Source organism: Mesorhizobium sp. M0571 (assembly GCF_040320985.1).
Taxonomy (GTDB): Bacteria; Pseudomonadota; Alphaproteobacteria; order Rhizobiales; family Rhizobiaceae; genus Mesorhizobium.
Window position 1 is genome coordinate 1 of sequence record NZ_JAMYQT010000022.1, and the last position, 24,620, is coordinate 24,620.

Annotated in this window: 21 protein-coding genes and 4 pseudogenes; 24 read left to right on the forward strand and 1 reads right to left on the reverse strand. The window is 59.3% G+C overall.

Going from position 1 to position 24,620, the window contains the following annotated elements; all coding sequences use genetic code 11:
• The first annotated feature begins 199 nt into the window (after positions 1-199).
• The 17 genes and pseudogenes from NKI85_RS23785 (at position 200) to NKI85_RS23865 (ending at position 16,800) form a co-directional block, all read left to right on the forward strand.
• Positions 200-346, forward strand: a complete 147-nt coding sequence (locus NKI85_RS23785; protein ID WP_352778234.1) for a hypothetical protein — start codon at positions 200-202, stop codon at positions 344-346.
• Between the two features lie 663 nt (positions 347-1,009).
• A pseudogene (locus NKI85_RS23790) lies at positions 1,010-1,616 on the forward strand (transposase); the annotation flags it as partial.
• Between the two features lie 104 nt (positions 1,617-1,720).
• On the forward strand, positions 1,721-2,443 hold the full coding sequence (locus tag NKI85_RS23795) for a LuxR family transcriptional regulator (protein ID WP_352778236.1): 723 nt from the start codon (positions 1,721-1,723) through the stop codon (positions 2,441-2,443).
• Positions 2,444-2,527: 84 nt separating this feature from the next.
• Complete coding sequence (locus tag NKI85_RS23800; protein ID WP_352778238.1) at positions 2,528-3,280, forward strand: acyl-homoserine-lactone synthase; 753 nt, start codon at positions 2,528-2,530, stop codon at positions 3,278-3,280.
• 30 nt (positions 3,281-3,310) lie between these two features.
• Positions 3,311-4,255, forward strand: a complete 945-nt coding sequence (locus NKI85_RS23805) for a hypothetical protein (protein ID WP_352778240.1) — start codon at positions 3,311-3,313, stop codon at positions 4,253-4,255.
• Positions 4,256-4,265: 10 nt separating this feature from the next.
• Positions 4,266-6,266, forward strand: coding sequence for a peptidoglycan-binding protein (locus NKI85_RS23810; protein ID WP_352778243.1), 2,001 nt, complete (start codon positions 4,266-4,268; stop codon positions 6,264-6,266).
• A 66-nt stretch (positions 6,267-6,332) separates the two neighbouring features.
• Positions 6,333-7,277, forward strand: a complete 945-nt coding sequence (locus NKI85_RS23815) for a hypothetical protein (protein ID WP_352778245.1) — start codon at positions 6,333-6,335, stop codon at positions 7,275-7,277.
• Between the two features lie 491 nt (positions 7,278-7,768).
• Positions 7,769-7,978, forward strand: a complete 210-nt coding sequence (locus NKI85_RS23820; RefSeq protein WP_352778248.1) for a hypothetical protein — start codon at positions 7,769-7,771, stop codon at positions 7,976-7,978.
• Positions 7,979-7,986: 8 nt separating this feature from the next.
• Entirely contained in the window at positions 7,987-10,350 is a 2,364-nt protein-coding gene (locus NKI85_RS23825; RefSeq protein WP_352778250.1) for a type 2 periplasmic-binding domain-containing protein, read from the forward strand.
• A gap of 233 nt (positions 10,351-10,583) precedes the next feature.
• Positions 10,584-11,213: a hypothetical protein gene (locus NKI85_RS23830; protein ID WP_352778252.1), complete on the forward strand. Its 630-nt coding sequence runs from the start codon at positions 10,584-10,586 to the stop codon at positions 11,211-11,213.
• A gap of 253 nt (positions 11,214-11,466) precedes the next feature.
• A complete protein-coding gene (locus tag NKI85_RS23835; RefSeq protein WP_352778255.1) occupies positions 11,467-11,682 on the forward strand; it encodes a hypothetical protein in 216 nt (71 codons plus the stop codon).
• 124 nt (positions 11,683-11,806) lie between these two features.
• Entirely contained in the window at positions 11,807-12,463 is a 657-nt protein-coding gene (locus NKI85_RS23840) for an acyl-homoserine-lactone synthase (RefSeq protein ID WP_352778258.1), read from the forward strand.
• Between the two features lie 58 nt (positions 12,464-12,521).
• Positions 12,522-13,010 carry a M15 family metallopeptidase gene (locus tag NKI85_RS23845; protein ID WP_352778260.1) on the forward strand — a complete coding sequence of 163 codons (489 nt, stop codon included), beginning with the start codon at positions 12,522-12,524 and terminating at the stop codon, positions 13,008-13,010.
• A 460-nt stretch (positions 13,011-13,470) separates the two neighbouring features.
• The gene (locus NKI85_RS23850; RefSeq protein ID WP_352778262.1) at positions 13,471-13,605 is read left to right on the forward strand and encodes a hypothetical protein; all 135 of its coding nucleotides are present in this window, start codon (positions 13,471-13,473) and stop codon (positions 13,603-13,605) included.
• Between the two features lie 76 nt (positions 13,606-13,681).
• On the forward strand, positions 13,682-13,882 hold the full coding sequence (locus NKI85_RS23855) for a hypothetical protein (protein WP_352778264.1): 201 nt from the start codon (positions 13,682-13,684) through the stop codon (positions 13,880-13,882).
• A gap of 71 nt (positions 13,883-13,953) precedes the next feature.
• Complete coding sequence (locus NKI85_RS23860; RefSeq protein ID WP_352778266.1) at positions 13,954-16,359, forward strand: hypothetical protein; 2,406 nt, start codon at positions 13,954-13,956, stop codon at positions 16,357-16,359.
• A 141-nt stretch (positions 16,360-16,500) separates the two neighbouring features.
• Positions 16,501-16,800 (forward strand): hypothetical protein, encoded by a 300-nt coding sequence (locus tag NKI85_RS23865; protein ID WP_352778268.1) that lies wholly within the window; start codon positions 16,501-16,503, stop codon positions 16,798-16,800.
• Positions 16,801-17,247: 447 nt separating this feature from the next.
• Here the strand turns inward: NKI85_RS23865 and NKI85_RS23870 are convergent, their stop codons facing one another.
• On the reverse strand, positions 17,248-17,484 hold the full coding sequence (locus NKI85_RS23870) for a hypothetical protein (RefSeq protein ID WP_352778270.1): 237 nt from the start codon (positions 17,482-17,484) through the stop codon (positions 17,248-17,250).
• A gap of 409 nt (positions 17,485-17,893) precedes the next feature.
• On the opposite strand from NKI85_RS23870, the gene NKI85_RS23875 reads away from it, so the two are divergent.
• From NKI85_RS23875 to ligD, 7 genes and pseudogenes are all read left to right on the forward strand, one after another.
• Positions 17,894-19,507, forward strand: coding sequence for an RcgA family putative transporter (locus tag NKI85_RS23875; RefSeq protein WP_352778272.1), 1,614 nt, complete (start codon positions 17,894-17,896; stop codon positions 19,505-19,507).
• Between the two features lie 67 nt (positions 19,508-19,574).
• Positions 19,575-20,648 (forward strand): annotated as a pseudogene (gene istA / locus NKI85_RS23880) (IS21 family transposase); the annotation flags it as partial.
• Positions 20,649-20,653: 5 nt separating this feature from the next.
• A pseudogene (gene istB / locus NKI85_RS23885) lies at positions 20,654-21,383 on the forward strand (IS21-like element helper ATPase IstB).
• A gap of 151 nt (positions 21,384-21,534) precedes the next feature.
• Positions 21,535-21,639: pseudogene (locus NKI85_RS23890) on the forward strand (DUF982 domain-containing protein); the annotation flags it as partial.
• Positions 21,640-21,647: 8 nt separating this feature from the next.
• A complete protein-coding gene (locus NKI85_RS23895) occupies positions 21,648-21,893 on the forward strand; it encodes a DUF982 domain-containing protein (RefSeq protein WP_352647218.1) in 246 nt (81 codons plus the stop codon).
• A gap of 35 nt (positions 21,894-21,928) precedes the next feature.
• Positions 21,929-22,180: a DUF982 domain-containing protein gene (locus NKI85_RS23900; protein ID WP_352778338.1), complete on the forward strand. Its 252-nt coding sequence runs from the start codon at positions 21,929-21,931 to the stop codon at positions 22,178-22,180.
• Between the two features lie 483 nt (positions 22,181-22,663).
• Positions 22,664-24,577: a DNA ligase D gene (ligD, locus tag NKI85_RS23905; protein ID WP_352778274.1), complete on the forward strand. Its 1,914-nt coding sequence runs from the start codon at positions 22,664-22,666 to the stop codon at positions 24,575-24,577.
• The last annotated feature ends 43 nt before the right edge of the window (positions 24,578-24,620 follow it).

Genomic DNA, 24,620 nt, shown 5'->3' on the forward strand with positions numbered 1-24,620 from the left:
CGCGGCGCTGGCTGCGCTCGTCCTCAAAACGGGGATGAGCAGCGCCGACCCGCGCCAGTCAAGATGCGGCTCGAGCCTGGGCGCGGTGAGAGAAGCGGGCTAGATTGGCTGCGGTTCTAAACGCGGCATTCAAGTGAGCCCGATCATAGGGCGTTCGTCGGCTGATTGATTTTGGCTGTCGAGTTGAGCGGAGGAACCGATGTACACAAATCGCGGCTTGTCCGAACAGGAAAAAAACTTAATCGGTAACTTGCAGGACAAGATTAAAGCAAAATTGGACGTGGCAAAAACGCTCGGCGCTTTCTTCACTGGACGTTCGCCTAAATCGAGGGATGCCAACGCTTGACTGGAAGAGCCTCGAACCAAAAGGGCGAAAAAACCTGACAGCTAAAATTGTTAAATTACAGCAGGAATACCCTCGATACTACTGATTAACGTGCTGTTGGTCGGACCTCTTATTTATCTGGTCGTGGTCACTCCGTCAGTAGCTGCACTTTGGCCGGAAAAGATACGCCGCCTGATGTCAGGCTCGTTAGCTGGCGGCATGGTGTTGGCTCTTGCGCGAATGGGCCTCGTGGTCTGGCGGGATTACGACATCGTGAGATTACACAAGGTGTTGATAGACGCGTCGGCCGACAAGGAGTTCCAAGCCGGGCAAGAGGAAGCAGCTGAGAAGCGGCTAGCGGCCATGAAGGGATTGCGTCAAGTAGATCGCCCTAGCGTAGTTGAATGGGACGCTCCTTCTCAAGCAACTGAAGGGAGATAGTCCCGCAACCAACCCCTCCGCCGCTCGTTGACCTATGCTGGCTGATCCAAGCACCAAGACCCTGGCCCGCTGCCGAAAGGTGGCGGGCTTTTCTCTTTTGGATCTCGAACAAAGCGAGCGGCCGGCGTTAAACTAGCGGTCTGGCTTTCGGTCCAGGCGAGCTCTCGGACGGGTTCGCGGCCAATTTGGCGAATCGCCGATCTCTCAGCCACAGGGACTTCCTTTTCCGTCTGGGGAAGCGGACGCGGAGCGTTCGAGCAGGCGGTGCGCACGGCTGTGGCGGACGATCCACTGTCGGCCGAACTGATGGACGCCATGCTGTCGGCACGCGCGGCGTTGTGGAAACAGTATTGCAGGCTGCACGATCTCTTCGGGAAGATCGTCGGGTCGCAGCGAGCCGTGCCGGCGCTTCCTGGCCATCCCGACGTTGGCCCGGTGACGGCGCTTTCGTTCATGACGGCGATCGACGATCCCAAGCGCTCCGCCGCTCGCGCGACGTCGCGGCCTACTTAGGGCTGACGTCACGGCGCTGGCAGTCGGGCACCGCGATCGACGTTCAGGGGCGGACATCGAAGGTCGGTGATGCAGACGTGCGGCGTGGCTTTGCGAGGCGGCGTCCGGATTGCTGACACGCTCCAAGGGCAAGGACACGGTCAAAAGCTGGGGCCAGGAGATGGTCAAGCGCTCCTGCCACCGCAAGGCCTGTGTCGCGGTGGCGCGCAAGCTGGCGGTGATCATGCACGCAATCTGGAGCGACGGCACGTTCTATGTCGGCAGCGCGAGCCAGGCCGGCACAGTCCCTGTTCGCGCCGACGATATCGACTACAGGGCCAAGGTAGAGCAGGCATAGGCCAACGTCGCCGCCCGGCTGGCGGACGCCGATTAAGACTATATTCGACAATTCTAATTCAGGTTATACTTAAACGAGGTCGTGTTCCGGAGGGGATCTTTCACATGATCGATTCAGACGTGTTCGATTTCGTGGAACGCTGCAGAAAGCACACAGCTACCGGGCCGCTGCTGGGCGACCTGCTCGAAACCGTGCGAAATCTCGGCTTCGAGCACCTTATCCTGAGCGGCGTGCCGCTCGGTGGGCAGAAGCTTGCCCCCATGGTTGAACTGAATGGCTGGCCGGCCGGCTGGTTCGAACGCTATGTCGAGGCCGAGCATGCCGCCGTCGACGGCGTTTGCGTTTACTCGGCAAAGACTTTGAAGCCGTTCCTCTGGTCCGAAGTCCCGGCAAAGTGGTCGGATACGGAGGGCTCACGACGCGTTGCTGGCGAGGCGACGGAGTTCGGCATCTGTAGCGGCTTCGCTGTACCGATGCTCAGCGTTCATCATTGGCAATCCGTGCTGTCGTTTGCCTCTTCCGCGAAGGCCTGCACCCTGTCGCCGCGCCATCAGGTGCAACTGGTGACGATGGCGGTCTATGCCGGCATGTCGATCCAGGCCTTGTCGAATGACGATGATGACCACGAGGGCGTGCTGACCGACCGCGAAAAAGAGGTGCTCTTGTGGGCTGCGGCCGGCAAGAGCTCGTCGGAAACCTCGCAGATTCTCGGCCTGACCGAGCGTACGGTCAAATGGCACTCGACACGGGCTCGCGAGGCTTTTGGCGTCGCAACAACCACGCAAGCGGTCGTTGAAGCGGTGCGGCGACGTTTGATCCATCCCTGAAACGCGTCAACTGTCCGATCGGACAGGTGACGTATATTAGCGCGACTGCGAGTATCCCTGCGAGAACGATTGGGGGATCGCGCCATGATAACGGCCCACGTAGTCAATGCGCATAACAAGCATCTCTACGAGAACGAATTCGACGAGTTTCTGCGCCGCCGGCACGACTTCTTCGTGCACCAGAAACATTGGCGCCCTCCGAGCCCGGACGGTCGCGAACTGGATCAATTCGATACAGACGCGGCGACTTACCTGCTGGGCATTGAAGGCGGTCGCGTAGTGACTTCGGCTCGATTGATCCCAACCAGCGAACCGCATATGGTCTCGGAAGTCTTTCCTCACATGTGCGAAAAATCAGGGGTTCCGAGGCGACCCGATTGGGCCGAATGGACACGCACATTCGTCGTTCCCGACAAGCGCACTGCCGGACTGAGGGGCACGCTGACGCAGCTGTGCTGCGCGGTGATGGAATACGCTCTCGATGAGGGCCTCAGCGCCGTCGGCGGTGTCCAGGAGACGTACTTCATGCCCCACCATGGCGCGCTCAAATGGCGGGCCGAGCCGATGGGCATGGCCAGGGAGGAAAACGGCGAATGGTACATCGTCGCGTATATCGAGGTGAATGAAGCGGCGCTGGCGAGTGTTAGGAAGATACTTGGAATTGGGCAGAGTTTGCTGGTGAGGCGTGAACCACAAACACCATTTTTGGAAAAGCGAAAGACCGCAATGGAGATTGGCAGCAGTATTAGCGCGCTCGCGAATACATCATCTGAGAAAAGAACATTTAAACAACCTGCTTCTACGAAGGCAGATCATCACTCTATCCTAGGGGATTGATGGCAGATGAAACGACGGCGTAAATGGTAGATGCGTGTGGTACCGCACACCATAGCTCAGCACACTCTTTTGCATAGGCGCAGGGCTTCGGTGCCTATTGCAGGAAACGCCTGTGCGATTGTGATCATTGTAATTGTCGGCATTGCGCTGTCGGGCTGCACCCGGGGCGTCGCCGAATTCCAGGCCTATGTGCAGGCTTCGGATGCCCAGTTCAGACAGGGAACCGAGGTCCTCGACCGTATGGCTGTGGCGGAAAGGATTGTCGCGGGCCGACTCCTTGCACGCCGTAGTCCACTGTCATTCGATCCGAGCAACGCACGCTACTACACGGATGTCGGCGACCCGCCATTGACCATGTCATTTCGCGCGTCGCTCCAGTCGATCAAGGCATACAACGACGCGGTGGCCGCGTTGGCAAACGGTGAAGCCGCCGCCGCTCTGTCTAACCGTCTCGTTTCGATCTCCACTAATCTCGAGGCAGCGGGAACCGCTATGGCTAGCGCCAACTCTCAGGGCGCCCTTGGTGCAACCGCGACAGCCTTTCTCGGGCAGGGTTCGGCCGCGGTCGCCATTGCCTTGCCTGTGTTCCGGCAGATCGCAACGCTTGCTGGTCGCGAGACGTTCCGGCGCCAGCTCGTGGTCGGTTTCCCCGCGATGCGTGACCTTCTGTTGGCTCTTAGGAATGCCACGCCTGCGATGTACGACGTGATGAGCCGATCTTATCGCGAACCAGGTTCAACGATGTCAGGCAGCGGCCTGTCGCAGCAGAATCTCATCGACCTTGGACGCGACCGCCGGGCGTTAGCGGGTTGGGTAATCCTGCTTGACCAGACCGTCTTGGCCATGGACGCAGCTGCCGCGAGCGCAGCCAGCGGCTCAGGGACCGCCGACGTCGCCGCGCTCGCTGAGGCTTCCGTCGAGATCCGTATCCTCGCCGAACAGATCAAAGCTAATCAAAACAGAGTTTCGCCGTAGAGAGGTTTCAATGCCTACTTTGCAAGAACAACTTCAGGACCTCAACCAGCAAAGGGTGAAGCTGGTCGCACTCTTCAATGCCGAGACAGACTCGGCCCGGAAAGCCGACATCAAGGCTACCTTGGTGGAATTGGATAATCTCTCCGACGAGCTTGCCCTGCGCATACTCGCAACCTCGGCGAAGGAGGTCGACGACCTCAAGAAGAAAATTGACGCTCTCACGCGCAGAGCTAGCTCCGGCCCATTTGGCCCGCAGGTAACCGAGGCGGGCACTCAGCTGGGGGGCGAGGATGCATCGTCCGATGGACCCGACGATGACGCTGAAGAAGCCTTGTCGTCGGATAACGCGCCGGCGCCATCGCGCATGTCGGCCGCAGGTGGTAGCGGCATCACCGCGCCCGACCCCGGAGATCCCTCGGTAATGGGCGAGGGCCTCCGCCTTACAGAGGCCCACCTAATCGGATTGTGGAAGCGATCTCTTTTTCCGATCGAACCGGGGAAGATTGTTGTGTTCGGAATTCGCGGCTGCTTGCCCATCGACGGTTCGGGCACCGGCTTCGCCACCGAGCATGAGATTACGTCCAGCGCTGTCAATTACAGGACGATGAATTGCACGATCGGTCAGTGGCAGCCCGGCGCCGGCTTCGCTCTGTTCCCCGGCTCGACTGTTCCCTTCTTCAGCGCTGTCCTGGGAGGCGTGGGGCAGGGCGGTGCGGGCGTCAATCAGATGGGGCGAGGCCGCTACCTTTTGTATCGGCCTGGCTTCCATAAACGTTCCGAGGGGCCGTCGGGCCACTTGGCGCTGCTCCAGGAGTGCGCGATTACGCTGCAGCGCACCGGAGACGATGTCGATTTCGACCTCGTCGACCGGTGGGAGGTCGGCCGAATCGCTGGCGACAACATCCATTGCGCCTTTCACATGGGACCCGGAGGGGAAATCCCGAACACCCGCTTCTCCAGCGTCGGCTGCCAAGTTGTCGCCGGGACGGTGAAGAAGGGCGAGAGAGGCAGCGAGCGCGGACCTTGGGCGAAGTTCATCGAGCCGTTCAGCCCGGGTGCCGGCATGCAGGAAGGGACCGAATACGTCCTGTTCGACCAGTCCGAGGTGCAGCAGATCGTCAGAAACCGTCTACAGGGCAAAACGATCATCCTGAGGATGGGATCCTCGGGCGAGCTCGTCGCGGAGCTGCAGCGCCGGCTAGCCGCAAAGCTCGGCCGAGTTATTGAGGACGATGGAGAGTTCGGCACTACGACGTTCCAAGCTGTCCTCGACCTGCAGACTCAGGTGTTCGGCCCCCACGCGGACGATGGGATTGTCGGTCCCGAGACCGCCGCGGAGCTTGGGTTCGCGCTTCCCAACTTCGACTTTAGCGAAGCGATCGGCGACCGACGTGGCCGATCGCGCACAGTAGGAATCGCTCCCGGCGCGGAGCCAAGCGCCGCTGGCGCTGAGCTGGGCGCGGCTTCGGACGCAGTCTCCGCATTGAGCCCGATCGCCTGGGGCGCCACGGCGGAACGGAAGGCGGGACCCGGATTCAAGGCGAAGGTCATTGAGATAGCGAAGCGACTCAAATGCGATCCGAGCCATCTAATGGCGGTAATGGCGTTCGAGAGTGGCGAGACATTCGCACCGGACAAGCGGAACGCCGCGGGCAGCGGAGCGACGGGGCTCATCCAGTTCATGCAAGGGACGGCGGAGGGTCTTGGGACGACTACGGACAAGCTGGCAGCGATGTCCGCTGTCACCCAACTTGATTTCGTCGAGAAATACCTCAAATCCATCGCCCGCAACAGGCCGATGCCCACCCTGAGTGACCTCTATATGGCTGTTCTGTTGCCGACGGCGGTGGGTCAGCCCGAGGCCCACGTCCTGTTCCGAGCTGGGACTAAAGCCTTTGATCAGAACAGTGGTCTCGACGTCAATCGCGACGGTATCGTCACCAAAGCCGAGGCTGCTGCAAAGGTAAACGAGCGGCTGATCAGGGGTATGAAAGCCGAGAATTTCGGCTGAACGTCGCGCAACCGGGATCTTCGTGTCTTGGAAACGCAAGAATTGTGTTGGTCGAAAGGACTCATCATGGCCGTTGAGGAGCTGTTCCGTCGGTATCTTCCTCTTTGCATCGGCCTTGTTGGACTTGTGGCCGGCCTAAGCTTTCTCGACGTGCCTACAGTTGGGTGGGGCGGATTCGAGAAGCTCGCACATCTCGCAGCCATCGTGGCCCTTTCCGCAGTGGTGATGGTCGTAGCCCGGTATGCCATCGGGCCTGCCGTCTCGTCGCAGCTCGCAGGGACCGAGCCCGGAGGTTCCGACCCTTGGATGCGCCAGCGTATCGCGCCGATCGTGCTCACAGTGGGAACGCTCGCCATTACGGCGCTGTCCGCGCTCCTGATCATCGTGTTTTGGCAGCTGGGCACCGTCCCAGGGTCCAATGTAATCCACGATAAGCTCGACACCATCTTGATGAGCATTTTCACTGCCACACTTCCCGTCTTCGCGACTTGGGTGGGAACGGTCCTTGCCTTCTACTTCACCAACGAAAGCTTTAAGCAGGCGTCAGAGGCGGCCCTCCTGGCTGCCAATCCACCAAACGCGCACCAGGCCTTCGCGTCGTCGCGCATGGTCACATATGAGAAGATCGCCAAGATCGAGGCCGACCGGGCAGGCGTGCGGACCACGCTGATGTCGGATGTCTTCTCGCGCTTCAATGATCAAACTACGCGCGTCATTGTCTTCGACAAAGCTCGCTCTCCGGTCTTCGTGATCCGGCGCAAGAACATTCCCGCAGACTGGATCGATGAAGCCGGAAAGCTCAAGGCAGAAGCGGTGACGATTGACGACTATCTGAAGGTTGGGAACAACGCGGCCGATGCCGTCCAATTCGGCTTCGTGCCCCAGGGGGCGTCCGTGGAGCAGGCGCTTCGTGCACTGAAGGATTCGCAGAGCGATGATCTATTCGTCACGGCGACCGGGCAGAAGACTGACCCTGTAATCGGCTGGCTGACCAACGACAGGTTGAAATGAGCGGTTGTCGAGTTCAAGCGATGCACACGATCTGATGACGGCCACTTCGATTTGGATAATCGGGACGCGTATGGCCTTGGCGAGAGCCGAGTCTGTCCCTCGTTTGAGAAATTAAAATTGCGGTCCAATAAGTGTATTATTACAATTCCCAGCTTTAATCACTAATACCCTTAAATATCTTGCTTTGGTACGACAAACGTGATAATATACAAGTCTTGTCTTCACGTATGGTGAGCGTCATGCGGACCTTTTTGTTGATTGCATTTATGGCCATGTTCTCGGTGCTTTGTGTTGGCGGTACCGGGTCAGCGTATTCAGCTGGCCCCTGTGACCCGAACATTCAGAGATGTTGAGCAGTTAGCGGCCGGGTTATCCTGCGTTCGGAGGGTGCGGTGGGCGGAAGTTTTGAAGGCGTCTGGCCTGAAGGGGTCGCAACGACACTCTGGAATTATGAACTACTGAAGCCCGAGGAACGGTGGCAGCTGCCGTGCATGGGTATCCGACCCGACTGGGGTTTTGTGCTGTGGTTCGTGTTCGGGGCCGTCGTGATCGCGATCTTCTCCCGCCAGCGCTTCCGGCAGAGAACCTTCGATCCATCATCATTCGACTATCGCGTACTCCGCGAACTGGCGCCGACGCAATTGACCGGACGCGGTCCCGTGCGGCGCGCCTATACTTATTACGCCGGCACCAATGGGTAGGGATTCCTGTGAAAATCAAGGACCATACCCGCCAACTGCTAACCCATCTCGAGACCATGGTCTCGCCAAGTGTGTCCTCAGAGATCGCGCGGTTGCCGTCCTGGGCGGCGGCTCATGTCGAGGAGACAGATTCGGTCTCCCGCGTGATGATTGCCCACGAGGAGCTCGAGCTCCTGGTAAAGCTGACTCGCGAAGAGGACGCCTGGCCGACGGGGAGTGTTCGAGACGAACTGCGGCGCCTCGAGGCGGAGCAGCTCGCCGAAGCGGAGATGGCCCTGCAGGGCTTCGAAGAGATTATTGCGACCGACTACTTTGCGACCGGGCCGGCCCGTGAGCGGACAGGAGCCGTTCAAGGAGACGCGCTCAAGAAGCACCAGCGTCGGCTTGAAGCAAAGCTGGCGGTCACGATCCAGCAAATGGACAGGCTCAGGGACGAGTTCGGCTCGGTCTTCACAGTATTTGCCGAAAGAGACAGGAACTTTGAGAAAATCCGGGATTCAGAGTTCAGGGCTGTGATGCAGCGTACCTTTCCGGACGACAAGGTGCCTCCGGGCCCTGATGTTGCAATCCTCTTGCTGCTGTTTCCTGTATTCCTCACTTACGCGGCGATGACCGCGGCGGGAATGCATTCGCTGCTGGGAAGTGTGGAGAAGAGCGCCCTCACGGTTTTCGCGACCGCAGGACTCGAAACTATGCGGATTGGGGTTATTTTCTGGCTACCATCGATGGCAGTATTCTTCTGGCGGAATAATCTCAAAGTTCTCAAGAGCTGGCAGCCGATCCGGTTGAGGCAATTGTCGGTGGGAACGGTGAGGCGTGCCCTGGTGGCTATGGGCCTCGCGGCTATCGTGGCGGTAGTTGGCCTCGGTTTGCTGGCCCTCCTTTGGATGGCGATCATCGCAGAGGACCCGGCCCGCTTCCGAGAGGTCATATTCAGCGGCAAGCAGCCGGCGCTGGCCTACTTCTTGGGGATGGCGGGCGCTGCATCCCTTTTTGTGCTGGTCGTCCTCTGCGCCGTCGAGAACGTGGGGGAAGACGTCAAGCATCGGGTGATGTCGCCGCTTCTTTTTGGCGTTATAAGTGCGGCCCTGGTCTCCGCCTGGATGATCGCGCACCTTGTGTACTGGTCAACGCGAAGCGGCGGATCCAAATGCACACTGCTGTTCGATTGCTATCGCCGCTACAACGTCACTGATTTTGTTGTCTACGTCCTGATCGCGTTGCTCGCTGCCAGCCTCTTCGCACGCTTGCAGGCTGGTAGCAAGGCAGCAGATGGACTGCCCGCAACAACACACCTCAAAGTATTGACCAGTAGCGCCGCTGTTGCCCTCGTCGCGTTAGGGTGTGTTTTTGCTACTGCCGTTTTCGCCCAGGCATCCGAATCCTCGTCGCCCTTCCAGGCGGTGAAGCGCAAGGAACCGGTCGTCCTCGGGTTCAGAAATGACGCGGAGCCGTTCTCCTACCGTCTCGGTTCAGGCGATGACCGGCAGTTCAAGGGCTATATCGCAGACCTATGCTACGAGATCTTCGAGGGCAGCGGCTACTCAGTGGTGTCGGTCGCAATGGACGCGAACGATCGGTTCAAAAGACTGCGAAAGTCGAAGGACGAGCCGAACTATGATCCGCACGGTCTTGAGAGTGAGCAGAAAATCGACATACTCTGCGACCCGGTAACCTTGCGCTTCTCAGAGCCTGATGTTCGAGCGGACGGCATCTTTTCCCCAATTGTCTTTGCGTCTGGGGTCTCCTACCTCCTCAGACGAACGCGCACGCCCAAAAGTGGCGCATACCTCGCATACGTGGCCAACACCACGGCGGCGGTTGTCGCCCAGACTGCCTGCAAGATCGACCTGCTCGGGGTCAGGAACGGGCAGGACCAGGACTGCATCGCCCCAACAAAACCGGTCAGCGACTGCCTCGTGGATAAAGTGCAACCGATCCCAACCTACCAGTTCTGTGCCATGGAGAACCACACGCAAATAATAGAGTGGTTTTGCAAGAGCAACAAAGACGTGGCTAACTACCAGCTAGCCTATTTCGGCGACCGTGAGATTATTCTCGCCAAGCTGGCGGCGTGGACGGAGCAGAAAGAATGTCCCATTGCGGAGATTGAGCAGGAACAGCCTTACTTCACCTACGAGCCTTATGCCCTGTTGGTCAGCAAGACTGACTCCGACCTCGTGCAATTCGTGCAGCGGCGGATTTTTGATTTCTTCTCCCACCGCAGTGAGGCGATCAGCCTCTTCACGACCTATTTCCCGGGGGTGCGGATGTCGCCGACGGTGGCTAATTTGTTTCTACTGAATGGGGTCGCCGAAGAAAAGCTCTTCACCTTTTCGTCGCCTAGTCTGGTCATGCGCCCGACGCCATGAGCTACACGATCTGGGTAGAAGACGGCGGTCAGCAAATCAACGAGTCTCCTGCTTTTGCGGCACTTGAGCGGCACATGAAATGAGAAAGTGGGCGGAACGGTTCCCAGAAAGCGAATGGATTCAGGCACTATGAGATGTGATGAAACCGCTAAAGATGGCAAACAGGTCGAACTGCCTTCGCAGCAGTTCGTGCTTTAAGAACTGAATGTAGCATGGCGAGTAGCGAGGCAGCGATGAACTGGCGAATCGGGGTTTACGGCGCGTTTGGCGGGGTGGCAGCACCTCTGCTAACAATGGCGCAGAATCTGGAGAGTGGCGGTCCTAACGTCCCCTCCGTGCTGGCGTGGCTTGGCGGAGTGCTCATACTTGCTTTGCTTGGTGGCGTCATCGCTGTGGCTTCGAGAGAGGTCGCTCCGTTTCGAGCGGTGGTGCTGGGACTTAGTCTGCCGGCCACCATCTCATCCCTGGCGAAGAACAACCAAATTTTGCAAGAGCAACTTGCTAACCCCGGCGCCTCAACGAAGGTTGGGCTTAGCTTTATTTCGCCGGCAGCGGCGCAACAAGGTCGGACCATGACCATTAAGGATTTGCCGAGCGGCAACCCCGGAATGTCAATCATTTTCTATGATGCGAATGGCATGCCGATCACCCCAACAATCACTTCACCTACATCGGGACAATCCCTTCCCGTTCCAGAAAAAGCCGTAGCCGTGGTAGCCCTGGGCGCTGATGGGAGATCACTGCCGCAGAGGCTCCCCCAGCGTAGCTTTAAGCTCGACGTGGAAGAGCGATCTCAATTCATTCGGGGTTTCAAGGCTGCTTTCGGGGCTGACGCAAATCGCTATGAAATTAACATTAACTAAAAATGCCTGCAGGCCACCGAGCGCCACCGCTGCTGACCGGACGCCGCCGCCGGAGAGCGCGAGCCCATTGATCGTGCAGGGCACAGGCCGTGGTCGCGTCTTGTTGCGATCGGGATTGTCAACATCGACACGCCTGATGCTATCCGGCGACCCGTCGCAACGTCGGGTGCCGGCGGTCGACTTTGCGAACAGCCGGTCCGGATCGGGCGAGGGTGGCCGGTCGGACTTCTTTAGAGGCGGTCGGGGCGGTGAGATGCGGTATTCCGATTCCTTCGCCAGACTGGGCCGATCAACGATCAACGGCGGGCCGCCGCCGGATGTCGACTGTCAGCTTCTCTCCACCGGGCTGTTCTCTGATTGCCCTGCGCCGCGCCTCGATGGCGTCGAACTCGACGGGCAGGACATCTTCGAAATAACGTACCTCAAGGGCTTTGGGCTGTTGCGACGATCTATGGGTCAGTTCCGATAAAGTACTCATCGGGTCGCCCCGGGCGTTTGATCCACCCCTAAGCGTGTCAACTGTCCGATCGGACAGGTGACGTATATTAGCGCGACTGCGACTATCCCCTCTTAGAACGATGGGGGATCGCGCTATGATAGAAGCCCATGTCGTCAATGCGCTGAACAAGCATCTCTATGAAAGCGAATTCGACGAATTCCTGCGCCGGCGCCACGACTTTTTCGTGCACCATAAACATTGGCGTCCAGAGAGCCCGGATGGTCGCGAACTGGATCAATTTGATACGGACGCGGCCACATACCTGCTTGGCATCGAAGAAGGCCGCGTGGTCACCTCAGCGCGGCTGATCCCAACCAGCGAACCACATATGGTCTCGGAAGTCTTTCCTCATATGTGCGAAAAATCAGGTGTTCCGAGGCGCCGGGACTGGGCTGAATGGACACGCACTTTCGTTGTCCCCGACAGGCGCTCCGCGGGGCTTAGAGGGACCCACACTGAGCTATGCTGCGCTGTCATGGAATACGCTCTCGACGAGGGCCTCAGCGCGGTTGGCGGTATCCAGGAAACCTACTTCATGCCCCACCACGGCGCGTTGCAGTGGCGAGCTGAGCCGATGGGTATGGCCAGGGAAGAAAACGGCGAGTGGTACATCGTTGCATATATCGAGGTGAATGAAACAGCGCTGGCGAGCGTTCGCAAAATACTTCGCCTCAACAATTCTCTGCTCGTCCGGCGCGGAGTCCAGTCTCCATTTCTCCGTTGGCCCGAGAAGCGCTTGGAGGTCGCCTGACGAGGTCCTCATCGCAAGACTGTGGTGGGCACGCATTTCTCATACTCGGGGGTCAGAAATGGGCAATTTCTACACGGATGTTATTCAGAAAGCGGCAATGTTTGCGTCCAAGGAACGGGTTTCAGACGTAAACCTGCTCGAGCCGGTAACCCGCAGTGGGGTCCAATCGATTATCGAGGATGCCGCAACCCACGGCATTAAGCTGATGGTGTTCGAAACTTTTCGAAGCCGGCAGCGTCAGGCGCTGCTATTCGAACGGGGCGCTAGTAAATTGAAAAAGGTCGGCGTTCATCACTACGGCCTTGCCTGCGATATTGTGAAGGACGTCGCCGGTGAACCTTCTTGGAAGGGAGATTTTTCGTTTCTGGGAGTTTTCGCAAAGAGGAATGCGCTCATCTGGGGTGGTGATTGGGGTGAACCTGGAAGCAGGCACAGTTTTATAGATGCTGACCACGTACAGCGCTGCAGTGTCTGGCGACAATCTGATTTGTTTAGGGGCGCCTGGTATCCCAGCGGCGATTATGCCCCCTACAATGACAATCCTTAAGCCTTTCTGCGGAAGCTCGCGGTGAGGAAACGCTTGAGGCCAGGGTGAGGGGATTTGGGCCAACTGCCTCGGTACTGTATCTATCGCCGGAAGTTACCATCAAGAAGAGAAATGCAGACTGAGCTCAGCTAATGACAAAGTTAAGGAGTCGAACCCTCCCTCACATCTGGCAGCCAAAGTAAACAATGCGTGTTTCTCGGAGTAAATCGACATCGCATATATTCCGAGTCATGGTTTTGAAATTGAGTAGATATCCGAACACGGTCTCTTTCTCTCACCAATTACTGCCAGGTACGAAGACTCGCATCTAAACAATCGCGAGGTGGGCCGTGGTGAAGATTTTCTATAGTGATTCTGCTACGAATCTTGCGCTTATTGGGCGCAGATTTCCATCAATGGAAATTTAGCTTGAAATAAAGTTCAAACGAATAAATACTACTATATCTGCGAGGGCCACTTCATGGATTTCATCGAGCGAATATTCGGCATATCCCCCGACGGCGGTTCCGGCTCCATCGAGGCGGCGCTGATCATGGTCCCTATCGTGATCGCGGGCCTTGTGCTGGTGGCATGGAAGCGCGCAAGGTCCGGCTGAGGCGCCTTTCGAATAGACGCGGCGGTCCAGCCGCCCCGGGGCGCTATCGGCCACTCCAGCGAACAGGAGGTCTGCCATGCCCGACAAGGGTTCGAAGGATTCAAAAGGCGATCCCGGCAAGGCGCGCGACGACGGCAAGCCGGGGACGAGCAAGCCTAAGCCGTTGCGCCCACAGGGCGAGCATCAAGTGCCGCTGCAGCCGATGCCTCCGCCGCCGAGCGAAGAGCGATCCATTCACCAGCGTCGACCGCTGCCGCCGGTTCCGGAAAAGAAATGAAAGCCTGAACGGTGAGGGCCAGCACCGAATAGCTCCCGCGAGATTAACGAGCCGCCGAATGGAGAAACGAGATGGCCAAGGCAAGCAGCAGCCGCAGAGGTTCAGGCAGAGGCACGCGTGCCGCCGCGGCCGGCCGATTGCCGGTTCAGGCGGTTCCGCTACTTGAGACCCCGCCCGCGATCGAGAGGCCGAAGCGGATTCACCCCCGGCATCTGCTGCCGCTGATCAGCGAGGGCGCCGAGCGCGACGTTCACAGCGTATCGAAGGAGATCCGGCTGGCGCCTGCCTTCATGGCGGCGCGCGCCGCAGGCGACGAGATAGGGCTGTGGCGCAACACCGAGCTGACCGGCCCGGCGACCAACAGCACCGCATCCAACGTCGGCGAGCCGAGCTGCGCGATCAACGGCGACGTCGTGCTCTACACCGGCAACTGGTACGCCGCGGTTTCCACCGACGGCGGCGCGACCTTCCAATACATGGACCCGGAAAGCGCGTTCCCGCGGCCGGACCCCAACATCCGCTTCTGCTGCGACCAGGTCGTCCAGTACGCAGCTGAGCTCGATATGTTCGTATGGCTGCTGCAGTATGGTCCTGAATCGGGCGACAATATCCAGCGGCTGGCCTTCGCCAAAACAGCCGATGTCGCGAAGGGCCGCTGGAAGGTGTTTGACATAACCACCGCCATGCTCGGCGTGCCCGGCGCTTTCCTGGACTTTCCCGACCTCGCCGTCGGCCAGAACTTTCTCTATATGACCACCAATATCTTCGCGGGCAATAACGTCGGCTCGGCGGTCGTGCGCATCAGCCTGGCCAGCATCCGTGCCGGCAATCCGACAGAAACCCATTTCGTCTCAATGGAGTTGCAGAGCTTCCGCGTCGCGCAAAACACTAGCAATGTCGGCTATTTCGCCGCTCACCAGGACACAAGCACCCTAGCCGTGTTTGCGTGGCCCGAGAATGCGGCGGCTCCAACCAAGATGCAAGTTGCCGTGGCGCGCTGGCTGGGCGGCAACGGCTACATCTCGCGCACGCCGGACGGCCGCAGGTGGCTGGATCGTGCCGACCCCCGCATCACGGGCGCCACACGTTCCGGCAACGAGCTGTGGTTTGCATGGAGCGTCGACGCCCGGTCCAACCGAAGGGCGCGACCGTTCATCCAGATAGCCCGGATTGGCCTTCCCGGCTTTAACCTGATCGACAACGTCAACGTGTTTGATCCCGACGCCGCCACCTGCTACGGCGCGCTGTCGACCAACGTGGACGGCGAGATCGGTATCTCCTACATGATCGGCGGTGCTCAGCAGTTCCCGAGCCATGTCGTAGGATTGCTCACCGGTTCCGAAAAACACCTCATCGTCGCCAATGGCGAGCGCAGCCCGATCGGTGATCCCTCGACCGGCAAGGGAGAATGGGGCGACTATCTGGCGGTGCGGCCGGTGCATCCTGGCGGCAAGCTGTTCGCGGCCACCGGCTACACAATGAAGGGGCCGGGCAACGGATCGAACCGCGACGTCACCCCACGCTTCGTGACGTTCGGACGCGCGCGCGATGGCGCAGGAGGGACAGGCATCCCGCCGGTGCCGCCTGCGCCTCCGCCGCGCCCGGCGGCGCCACCTCCAGGGATCGACGACCTCAAGGCGCCGTTCGGCGATGTCAACACTCTCGCCGCGGTGCCGGCGGCGGTCGCGGTGGCGGTCAAGGCGGCGTGCGCCGCCGAGGGGCAACAGGCCATGCCGGCCGACCAGGAGATGGTCGTCGGACTGAAGATGGTCACCAAGCCCGGCGTGGAGCGCTGGTCGATCAAGACCGGCACCGATCGCGACATCGCGCTTGTCGGCAAGAACGTGATCGGCGGCCAGAAGCTCGCCACCGGCATCGTCGAGACGACGATCGAGGAGCTCAACCTGATCGGCCGGCCAGCGGACATGCGTCCGCCGACCATCCTCTTCCCGAGTTACCAGGAACGCCGGCGCGGGCCGGTGGAGTTCACGGTGTGGCGCATCGAATGCGACGTGATCGGCGTCAAGCTGGAGAAGGACGGCGACTATCACCTGGTCCTGCAAGGGGCGAGCGGCAAGATGATGGTCGGCGAAGTGCCGACGCCGCGTCCGCCCTTCATCGACGCCGCCGCGCCGTGGCTGCAGAACATCAAGGACGTCAGGTGGGCGGTTGATGACAAGCTGATCGCGCCGCTGTCGCCGCACGACTTCGTGCAGCTCAACGACACGCTGGTACCGCGCGACGCCGTCAGCGACGATCAATTCCTGATGCAGCCGATGGCCATTCAGAGGCTGCCGGTCTCGTTCCGCACGCCGCTGGACGAAGCCCTGGAGATGCCAACCTTCGAGGCGAAGGTGAAGCCGACCGCCGCGCGCATAACCGGCGTCGGGTTCTTCGACCGCATCCATGGTGCCACCGGCGCCTCGCCGCTGAACGGCATCGAGCTTCACCCGATCCTGAAGATCGAGTGGCTGTAGGCGACGAAGACGCTGGCGCGGGACGCCAAGGCGCCGCTGAGGCAGGTGGCGCCCAAGCATGGAGCGGCGACGCCTGGCGTACATTGACGCGGATTTCCAGCCGGTCGATCATAGGCCTCTCCTCCTTGGAGACATCAAGCCATGACCGATCCTGCCTACGTGCTCGGCAATTCCGCGTTCCAGCTTACTCGGCTGGCCCGCCAGGAACGTCTCATCTGCCCATGTGACGCGCGTATATTTGCAGGCCCGGCATCGCGGTCGGCATGTGCGTTCGGCAGCGGTGCTGGCGCCGTCGCCTTCATCGCCGCCGAGCTGGTCGGCTCATCCGGCTTTAAAGATGAGCTCAGTTGCGTTGCCGTCACTCGATCCACTCAAACTGTCTTGGGTTTTCGACCACTACCTGCCAAAGCTCACGGTTCTGTGCGTCCCAAATCAGATTAATCTTCTCCGCAAGCACAAAGGCCAGATCAGACCTTGAAAGATCGTCAAAGTTGAAATCAGGAGCGTCAGGTAGGAACTCAGCCTCCAGATTCGATTTATCGACCTGTGTGGACCGGCGCCTACTGAGTGGCCTATAGGTCTCACGGGTTTTCTCGACATCTAAACACGAGCCACGTCGGCTAGGAACGATCTTATTGCGATTTCGACACGCTCTGTATTGGCGGTTGCCCTCCTCGGCTTGAACCCCTCAGTCGAATGCGTCGACTAAGATTGTCCCATGGCAAATTCTGACATCCCAGCCGCCCTCGCGGGGGCGCGCAATTCGGCTGGAGGTGCCAGACAGAAAGTTCGAAAAGCTTCCAAGAACCCCAGCCAAATTGGATGCCCTGTAGATAATCTCGTATTGTTGGTCACTCATAAGTGTTTTCGAAGATGTAGCAGATCACCTTACCCAAATGGCTCCGCCATCTCCATGACCGTCGCCATCTCCCCTTCTTCGAGACCCTTCCGCCTCGCGATCAAATATGCCGCGATATACACCAGTTTCTCGATTGATTCCCGGTGATCGGCTGGCCGATACGTCACCACGTCGCGCCGCGGCGCGGCCTCATCCAACGCGATCACATCGCCGGCCCAGCGCCCCTTCTCCTGTTGCAACGTTTCGGCCGCTCTTTGAGCTGCCATATGTCGTTCGGTTCTGTCGGCTAGGGTTAAGCCGACCCTCGCATCAGCATGAGTCGCCGGACGATTCTGCCGAGCGAAATGGTCGTCTCGGGATAGATCATTTGAGGGTTTTCCTAGGCTTAGCATGGCTTCATTCCCTGGCCACCAGACAAAAACGTTCCAGATTGTAGGCTATATTGCCCATGCCGATTTTGACCTTGGCGCGGGCGCGACCGGCCGATGGTGCGGATGAACAGTCCCATGGACATCTCCCACGCAACAACCGTGTTCAGCCTCTCCAGCGGGTCGCCGGTCATTCGATCCTCTCCCGTGCCGGCCAAAATCCAGTTGATAAATACGTTCATTGAGGACGAAGGCACGATAGGATACGAAGCCTAGCGAACGGAACGAAACCAGAGCCTATAAGTCGTTGTTTAGGAACGAAAAGTTATTTCTCCCTCCGCCGAGAGACGGGAGTGATTTCAAAGAATTATTCAAACGACTGGCGGCGGCGGGTGCAGGTCGGCCGTTAGGCAAAGACGGGTTTCCTGCAGGCCCATGGACGCCCGAGCTTCTTGCAGAGGCGATTTCACAGATTGATTCCAACCGGGTTGGAGTCGATCTGCGAACGGTGCAGCTTTGGTTTCAGGAGAACGACAAGGGGATTAGCACTACCAACATTCGTTGGCTGGCGAGGATTTTTGGATGCGATGATCCGATCGCAACCAGCGAATGGCAGATGGAGCTTGGTGCGGCGCAATCGCGGCTATCGGCCAAGAGACGAGAATGGAAGAGAGCCGGAAGCAGCACTGCACAGGAGACTCCAGATACGGCACTCACTGGGACTTTCGATGACAAGACAGACTCGCCGGCCGAGTTGACACGGGATACTGACGCCAAGGGGCCGAGGCGGCGTTTTAGTTTGGCGAGGAAATCGGAGGCGTTTTTTAGTTACGGATCTCCCCTGAATTTGCCGGCGTCGGTGTTTGCCGGTATGACCGCCCTCGGCTTTTTGTCGTACATCATTGGCATCCACAACGTAACCTACGAGCGAGCCGACGGGCTCGTTAAGCAGGTTGGATTCCTTTGGGCCGCAAATTGGACACTAGACTTTATGGTGTTCTTACCGCTGTTTTTCTTCTTCGTTATAGAGTTGCTGGTCTTCTGGAAAAATGAGGGGCGCAGAAAGCTTGCAGCGCAAGGCGGTGAGGTGGAAAGCGACGACGCCTGGTTGCGCAACGTTGACGCTTCCTCGTACACCTATTGGTCGGTTTTTTTGATTTGCTTGCTGTTCGCGGGCCTTTTTCAATGGATCGGCGTGTCCCTGATCCCGTTGATGAGGGGCGGTGGCAACTATGCCATGGATTGGGGGAAAATAGCTCTTGTGCGTCCTGAGGTCATATCTGTCCCAGAAACAGTCGCTTTTACGGGGCTAGCCTACCTATACATGTGCCTGGTGTTTTATCTTTTCTTCGCAGGTCTCATTTTGGTCTACACGGTTGTTCATGATCTTTGGAGAATTGGAGACAGATTGAAGAAGCTCTCGTATGTTGATCATCAGCAAGAGCTCAATGAAGCCGGCCTCACAGTGATGCGTGGGGTTTTTCGGTGTACTGTTTTGGGGGTTCTGGTCGCCATATGGATCAAGGTCCAAAGCTCTTATCTGGCATCCAGTGGTGAGAATATTGTGGCGTGGTTGGTCGGCGATATGTCTTCGATGTTCCAAGGTCGCGATGATGTGAGCACCGGGTTCCGCTATCGTATGCCGACGCATTACAGCAGCCTTCTTATCGTTATTTCGACCTGTTTTGTATTTCTGTATGGCTCCATCCGATTAGGTGTCGGAGGTCGATTTCATGCGCCTTTGTGGAAGATGTCGGCGGTCGTGGCGTTACTTGTTGTCAGCTACTTGTTGATCGACGCGTTTGCCGGCTTTTCGACCCTTCTGGCCATTTCAGTGCTAGTCGCACTATACGGCCTGTTCGATCCAGGATTAGGCCGCTGGCGAGCGAGCGAGTTAGGAAACAAACAGAGTGTTTCATAGTTGGCTCGATCGTTGGGACGAACGCCGGGCCCTTCGCGGTGAGGAAGGGAAGAAACCAACGGATTTCGTCCTTGACGCGGACGTGACAGTGACCGTGAAGGTCGCCCATGTCCGGCTCTGCCATAGCCGCGTGATGTTCGTCAGGGCCTATCCGCGGGAGACGCAGGAGATGGTGTTCGACGCCCACGACCGGGCCTTCGCCTTCTTCGGTGGCGCCTGCACGCGCGGCATCTACGACAACATGAAGACGGCGGTGGAAACGATCTTTGTTGGCAAGGATCGCCAATACAATCGCCGCTTCCTGCAGATGTGCAGCCATTATCTGGTGCAGCCGGTCGCCTGCACACCGGCCTCGGGCTGGGAGAAGGGTCAGGTCGAGAACCAGGTCGGGCTGGTGCGCGAGCGCTTCTTCACGCCGCGGCTGCGCTTCGAGACCTATGAGGAGCTAAACGCCTGGCTGCATGACAAGTGCGTCGCCTACGCCAAGGCGCATCGTCACGTCGAGCAACCGGAACGAACGATCTGGAACGTGTTCGAGGAGGAGCGTGGCAAGCTGGTTGAATACCGCGGTTCCTTCGACGGGTTCCATACGGTGCCGGCCTCGGTGTCGAAGACCTGCACGGTGCGCTTCGACAACAACAAATACTCGGTCCTGTCGACGGCCGTCGGCCGCCCGGTCGAGATCCATGCCTATGCCGATCGCATCGTCATCCGTCAGGACGGCAGCCTCGTCGCCGAACATGTCCGCTCGTTCGGGCGCGGCGAGACGATCCACGACCCCTGGCACTATGTCCCCGTGCTTGCCCGCAAGCCCGGAGCGTTGCGCAATGGCGCGCCGTTCCAGGGCTGGGTTCTGCCATCGGCAATGGAGCGGGTCCGGCGCAGATTGAAGTCCGCGGACGACGGCGATCGGCAGATGGTGGCGATCCTGGCCGCCGTTCTCAGCGACGGTCTCGATGCCGTCGAGGCGGCCTGCCAGGAAGCGCTCGACCAGAACGTCTGCTCGTCAGCCGTCATCATCAATATCTTGGCGCGTCGGCGCGATCCGGCGCCGGCCGTCACCATCCTCACCCCGGACGCGCTCCGCCTGCAGCATGAGCCGCAGGCCGACTGCGCCCGCTACGACAGCCTCAGGAGGGCAAGCTGATGGAACGCACCCAGGTTCTGGATCTTATGGGGGACGCTGAAGCTCTATGGCATGCGCAGCGCCTACGACGAGGTCATGGCGACAGGCATCAAGCGCCAGCACGAGCCACCGAAGATCGTCGGCGATCTGCTCTCGGCCGAGATCGCCGAGAAGCAGGCCCGCTCCATCAAATACCAGCTCACCGTCGCAAAACTGCCGCTCGCCAAGGACATCGAGGAGTTCGACTTCGACGGCACGCCGGTCAACGAGGTGCTGGTCCGGGACCTTGCCAACGGCACCTTCGTCGCCGACCAGCGCAACGCCGTGCTCATCGGCGGCACAGGAAGCGGCAAGTCGCATCTGGCCATCGCCATCGCCCGTGCTCTCATCCGCAACGGCTTGCGCGGCCGCTTCTTCAACGTCGTCGATCTCGTCAATCGATTGGAGACCGAGCACCGCGGTGGCAAGCAAGGCCGCATCGCCGACTATCTCACCCGGCTCGACTTCGTCGTGCTCGACGAGCTCGGCTATCTCCCGTTCGCCCAGGCCGGTGGGCAGTTGCTCTTCCATCTGATCAGCCGGCTCTACGAGCGCACATCGATCATCGTCACCACCAACCTGGCATTCGGCGAATGGCCCGCCGTCTTCGGCGACCCCAAGATGACCACCGCGCTGCTCGACCGTCTCACCCATCACTGCGAGATCATCGAGACCGGAAACGAATCCTGGCGCTTCAAGAACCGCGCCTGATCACCCCATCACGCCGATCCGCACTCGCCGGGCTGCGCAACCCAGACCAGCTCCGCCCGGCGAGCGCTGACCATTGTGCCTCAAAAAAGGGTCCCTTTTGCGAGCCGATCCAGGGTCCCAGTTGCGGGCCGATTGACAGACCAAGGCGGTCCAATCCTGCGTCGACGCGTTCGAGGGCAGGGTGTCCCCCCATGAGGTCCGTGAAGCCTTTGAGGCGGCTGCCAAGGAGGCCAACGTGTATCTCTTCCCTGAGTAGGAGGTATCATGGCGCCCATCTGGTTCGTCCCTCCGGTGTTCGTGAAGAGTGAAACCGGTGTCAGGCATGGCTGCAACAACGCGAAGGAAGCCCTTGAGCAGCTCAAGATGTGGACCCGGCGAGGGCCTCGCTGGCATAAGGCGGTGACCCTCTGCCTGTCAGCCTTGGAGGGCGATTCGATTGACCCCCACATAATACGAAAGGCCTTTGAGGCTGCCGCTAAGGAGGCCAACGTGTATCTCTCCCCTGAGTAGGAGGTGTCGTGGCAACCCATTGGTTCTCCCCTCCGGTGTACGTCAAGACCGACCGACCTGGGGTCACCTACGGGTGCAACAACGTCGAGGGTGCCGCCGAGGAACTCATGAAGTGGACCAAGATGGGACCTAAGTGGAGGAAGGCTGTGCAACTGTGCGCCGACGGCTTTCAGGACCGTGTGACTCCGGAAGAGGTCCGTCAGGCTTTCGAGGCTGCTGCCAGGGAGGAGGGGTGCTCCGTGAGTAGCAGGCCGGTGCCCATGGCTATGTTGGGAAGGACCCGCTAGGCTGTCTGAATGCTGACCAAGTCCGCGCTGCTCGAAATAGACCCGGATACGAGAGCATTCACTCTGGTCGGCGCATTTATGGCCATTTTGCACTTCTTGAAACTGGCATCGGAGCTGCTCTGGGCGAGGTAGTTGGCCTCAATGGGGCACGTCGAGTAATCATCAATCGAAACATGGGGTTCGACGAGAAGATCAAAACCGTACGCACAGGGGACCGGAACCGGAATGTCAGGCTTCTAAAGCCGATGGCAGAAACCGGATACGCTGTGGCGGCATTTGAAGGCCCGTTCCTGCTCTTGATTATTGCCTGTGAGCTGTGTGCGAAAATCGGGAATGGAAGGGCCGGAGGCAGGAAGCACGGCCTCAGGCCGAGGCGCTAACCAAGCGGGTCGGCAATGATCGCGAAAAGCTCAACACGGCCCCAGCGAAACTAAAGAAGTAGTCGCGCGTTGGACGGCGGATAACGCTGTTTCGTCTCTGAGTATGGTTTGGGTCAGAGTGGTCAAGCCAACGTCGCGTAAGGCAATCAATGGGTCGGGCGCTGGTCAAGCGAAGTCGCCCGCTCGTGACGAGGTCACTTTAGCGCCGCCTGCTTTCCGGCCGGTCCAGCTCGCAACGCTCGTGGACACGGTCCCTGCCGGCGATCGTTGGATCCATGAGATGAAGTACGACGGCTATCGTATTCTCGTTGCCGTCGGCGGAGGCGAGGCGCGAGCCTACACACGATCTGGTCTGGACTGGTCTAGCCGTTTTCCCTCGATCCTCTCCGAGGCTCGCAAGCTCAAGGTGCGCTCCGCCCTGATTGACGGCGAGGCCGCGGTTGTCGATGCGGAAGGAAGATCTAACTTCCAGGCGCTTCAGAATGCATTGAAGGGTGCCCCGGCGACTATCGACTTTTATGCGTTCGATCTGCTGCAGCTCGACGGCGAAGATCTGACAAGGCTTCCTCTTCTTGAGCGCAAGGCGAAGCTGGAGGCGATCTTGCCTGCGAAAGATCCGGTCCTTCGTTACTCCGACCATATCCTCGGCCGCGGAGAAGAGCTGCTCGATCGCTTCTGCGCAGCCGGCCTTGAGGGCGTCATCTCAAAGCTCGCGGATTCGAGTTATGTGGCGGCCCGCGGCGCAAGCTGGCTGAAGATCAAATGCATCAGGCGGCAGGAATTTGTGATTGTCGGCTGGACGCCGTCCGACAAGGTCCGCGCGTTTCGGTCCTTGATCCTTGGCGTTCATGACCGCGGCAAGCTGCGTTACGCCGGGAAAGTCGGCACCGGCTTCGATACCGCTGAACTTCTTCGTCTCTTGAAGATCATGGCGCCGCTTGAGCAGAAGGCCGCCACCGTCGACGCACCACGCGCCGAAGTGCGCGGCGCACACTGGCTCCGTCCGAAACTGGTCGCTGAGATTGCCTTCACCGAAATGACAAATGAAGGGACGTTACGACATCCGAGCTATCTTGGTCTCCGCGAAGACAAGAAGCCGGAGGCGGTCGTGCTCGAGACTGAACGTCATGCAGCCGATCTCGCCGCGTCTGCGACAACCGCCATCGCGATAAGTAACCGTGACCGCGTCATCTATCCGGAGTCCAACATCACCAAGGGACAGCTCGCCGACCATTACGCAGCGGTCGCGGCGATCATGCTTCCTTGGGTTGGCAGCCGGCCGATCAGTCTGGTTCGATGCCCACAGGGCCGCGCGAAGAAGTGCTTCTTCCAAAAACACGACGCCGGCAGCTTTGGCGACAAAGTCCACCACGTCGGCATCACGGAGAAGGACGGGCACGAGGAACCATATCTCTATGTCGACGATGCCGACGGACTGATGACTTGCGTCCAGATGGGAACGATCGAGCTGCATGGATGGGGGGCTCGGATCGAGGATGTCGAAAAGGCCGACCGCCTCGTGTTCGACCTCGACCCCGATGAAGGCCTCGATTTTGAGGCCGTCCGCGCCGCTGCCTTTCAGTTCCGCGCTATCCTTAAATCTCTGGGGCTTACGACTTTCCCGATGCTGACGGGAGGCAAAGGAGTGCACGTCATCGCGCCCCTCACCCCTGGCGCCGAGTGGCCAGAGGTGAAGGACTTCGCGTCTCGCCTGGCGCAGGCGGTCGCCCAGAGCGATCCAGCCCATTTCACGGCTGTGTTGTCAAAGGCGCGCCGCAAGGGTCGCATCTTTGTGGACTATCTACGCAATCAGCGCGGGGCGACCGCGATCATGCCCTACAGCGCAAGATCACGTCCGGGCGCTCCTGTCGCGGCACCGATCACGTGGGCGGAGATGAAGACAATAGATGCGCCCTCTCATTTCCACGTGGGCGATGCTCACGAATTAAAGAAACGCGCAGCCTCCAAAGCTCTGGAAGGATGGGGTCGCGCTGACCAATCCTTGCCCAATCTGTAGCGTCCGACGCGGGAAGAGGCAGTAAAGCCGGGATTTAAAAGGC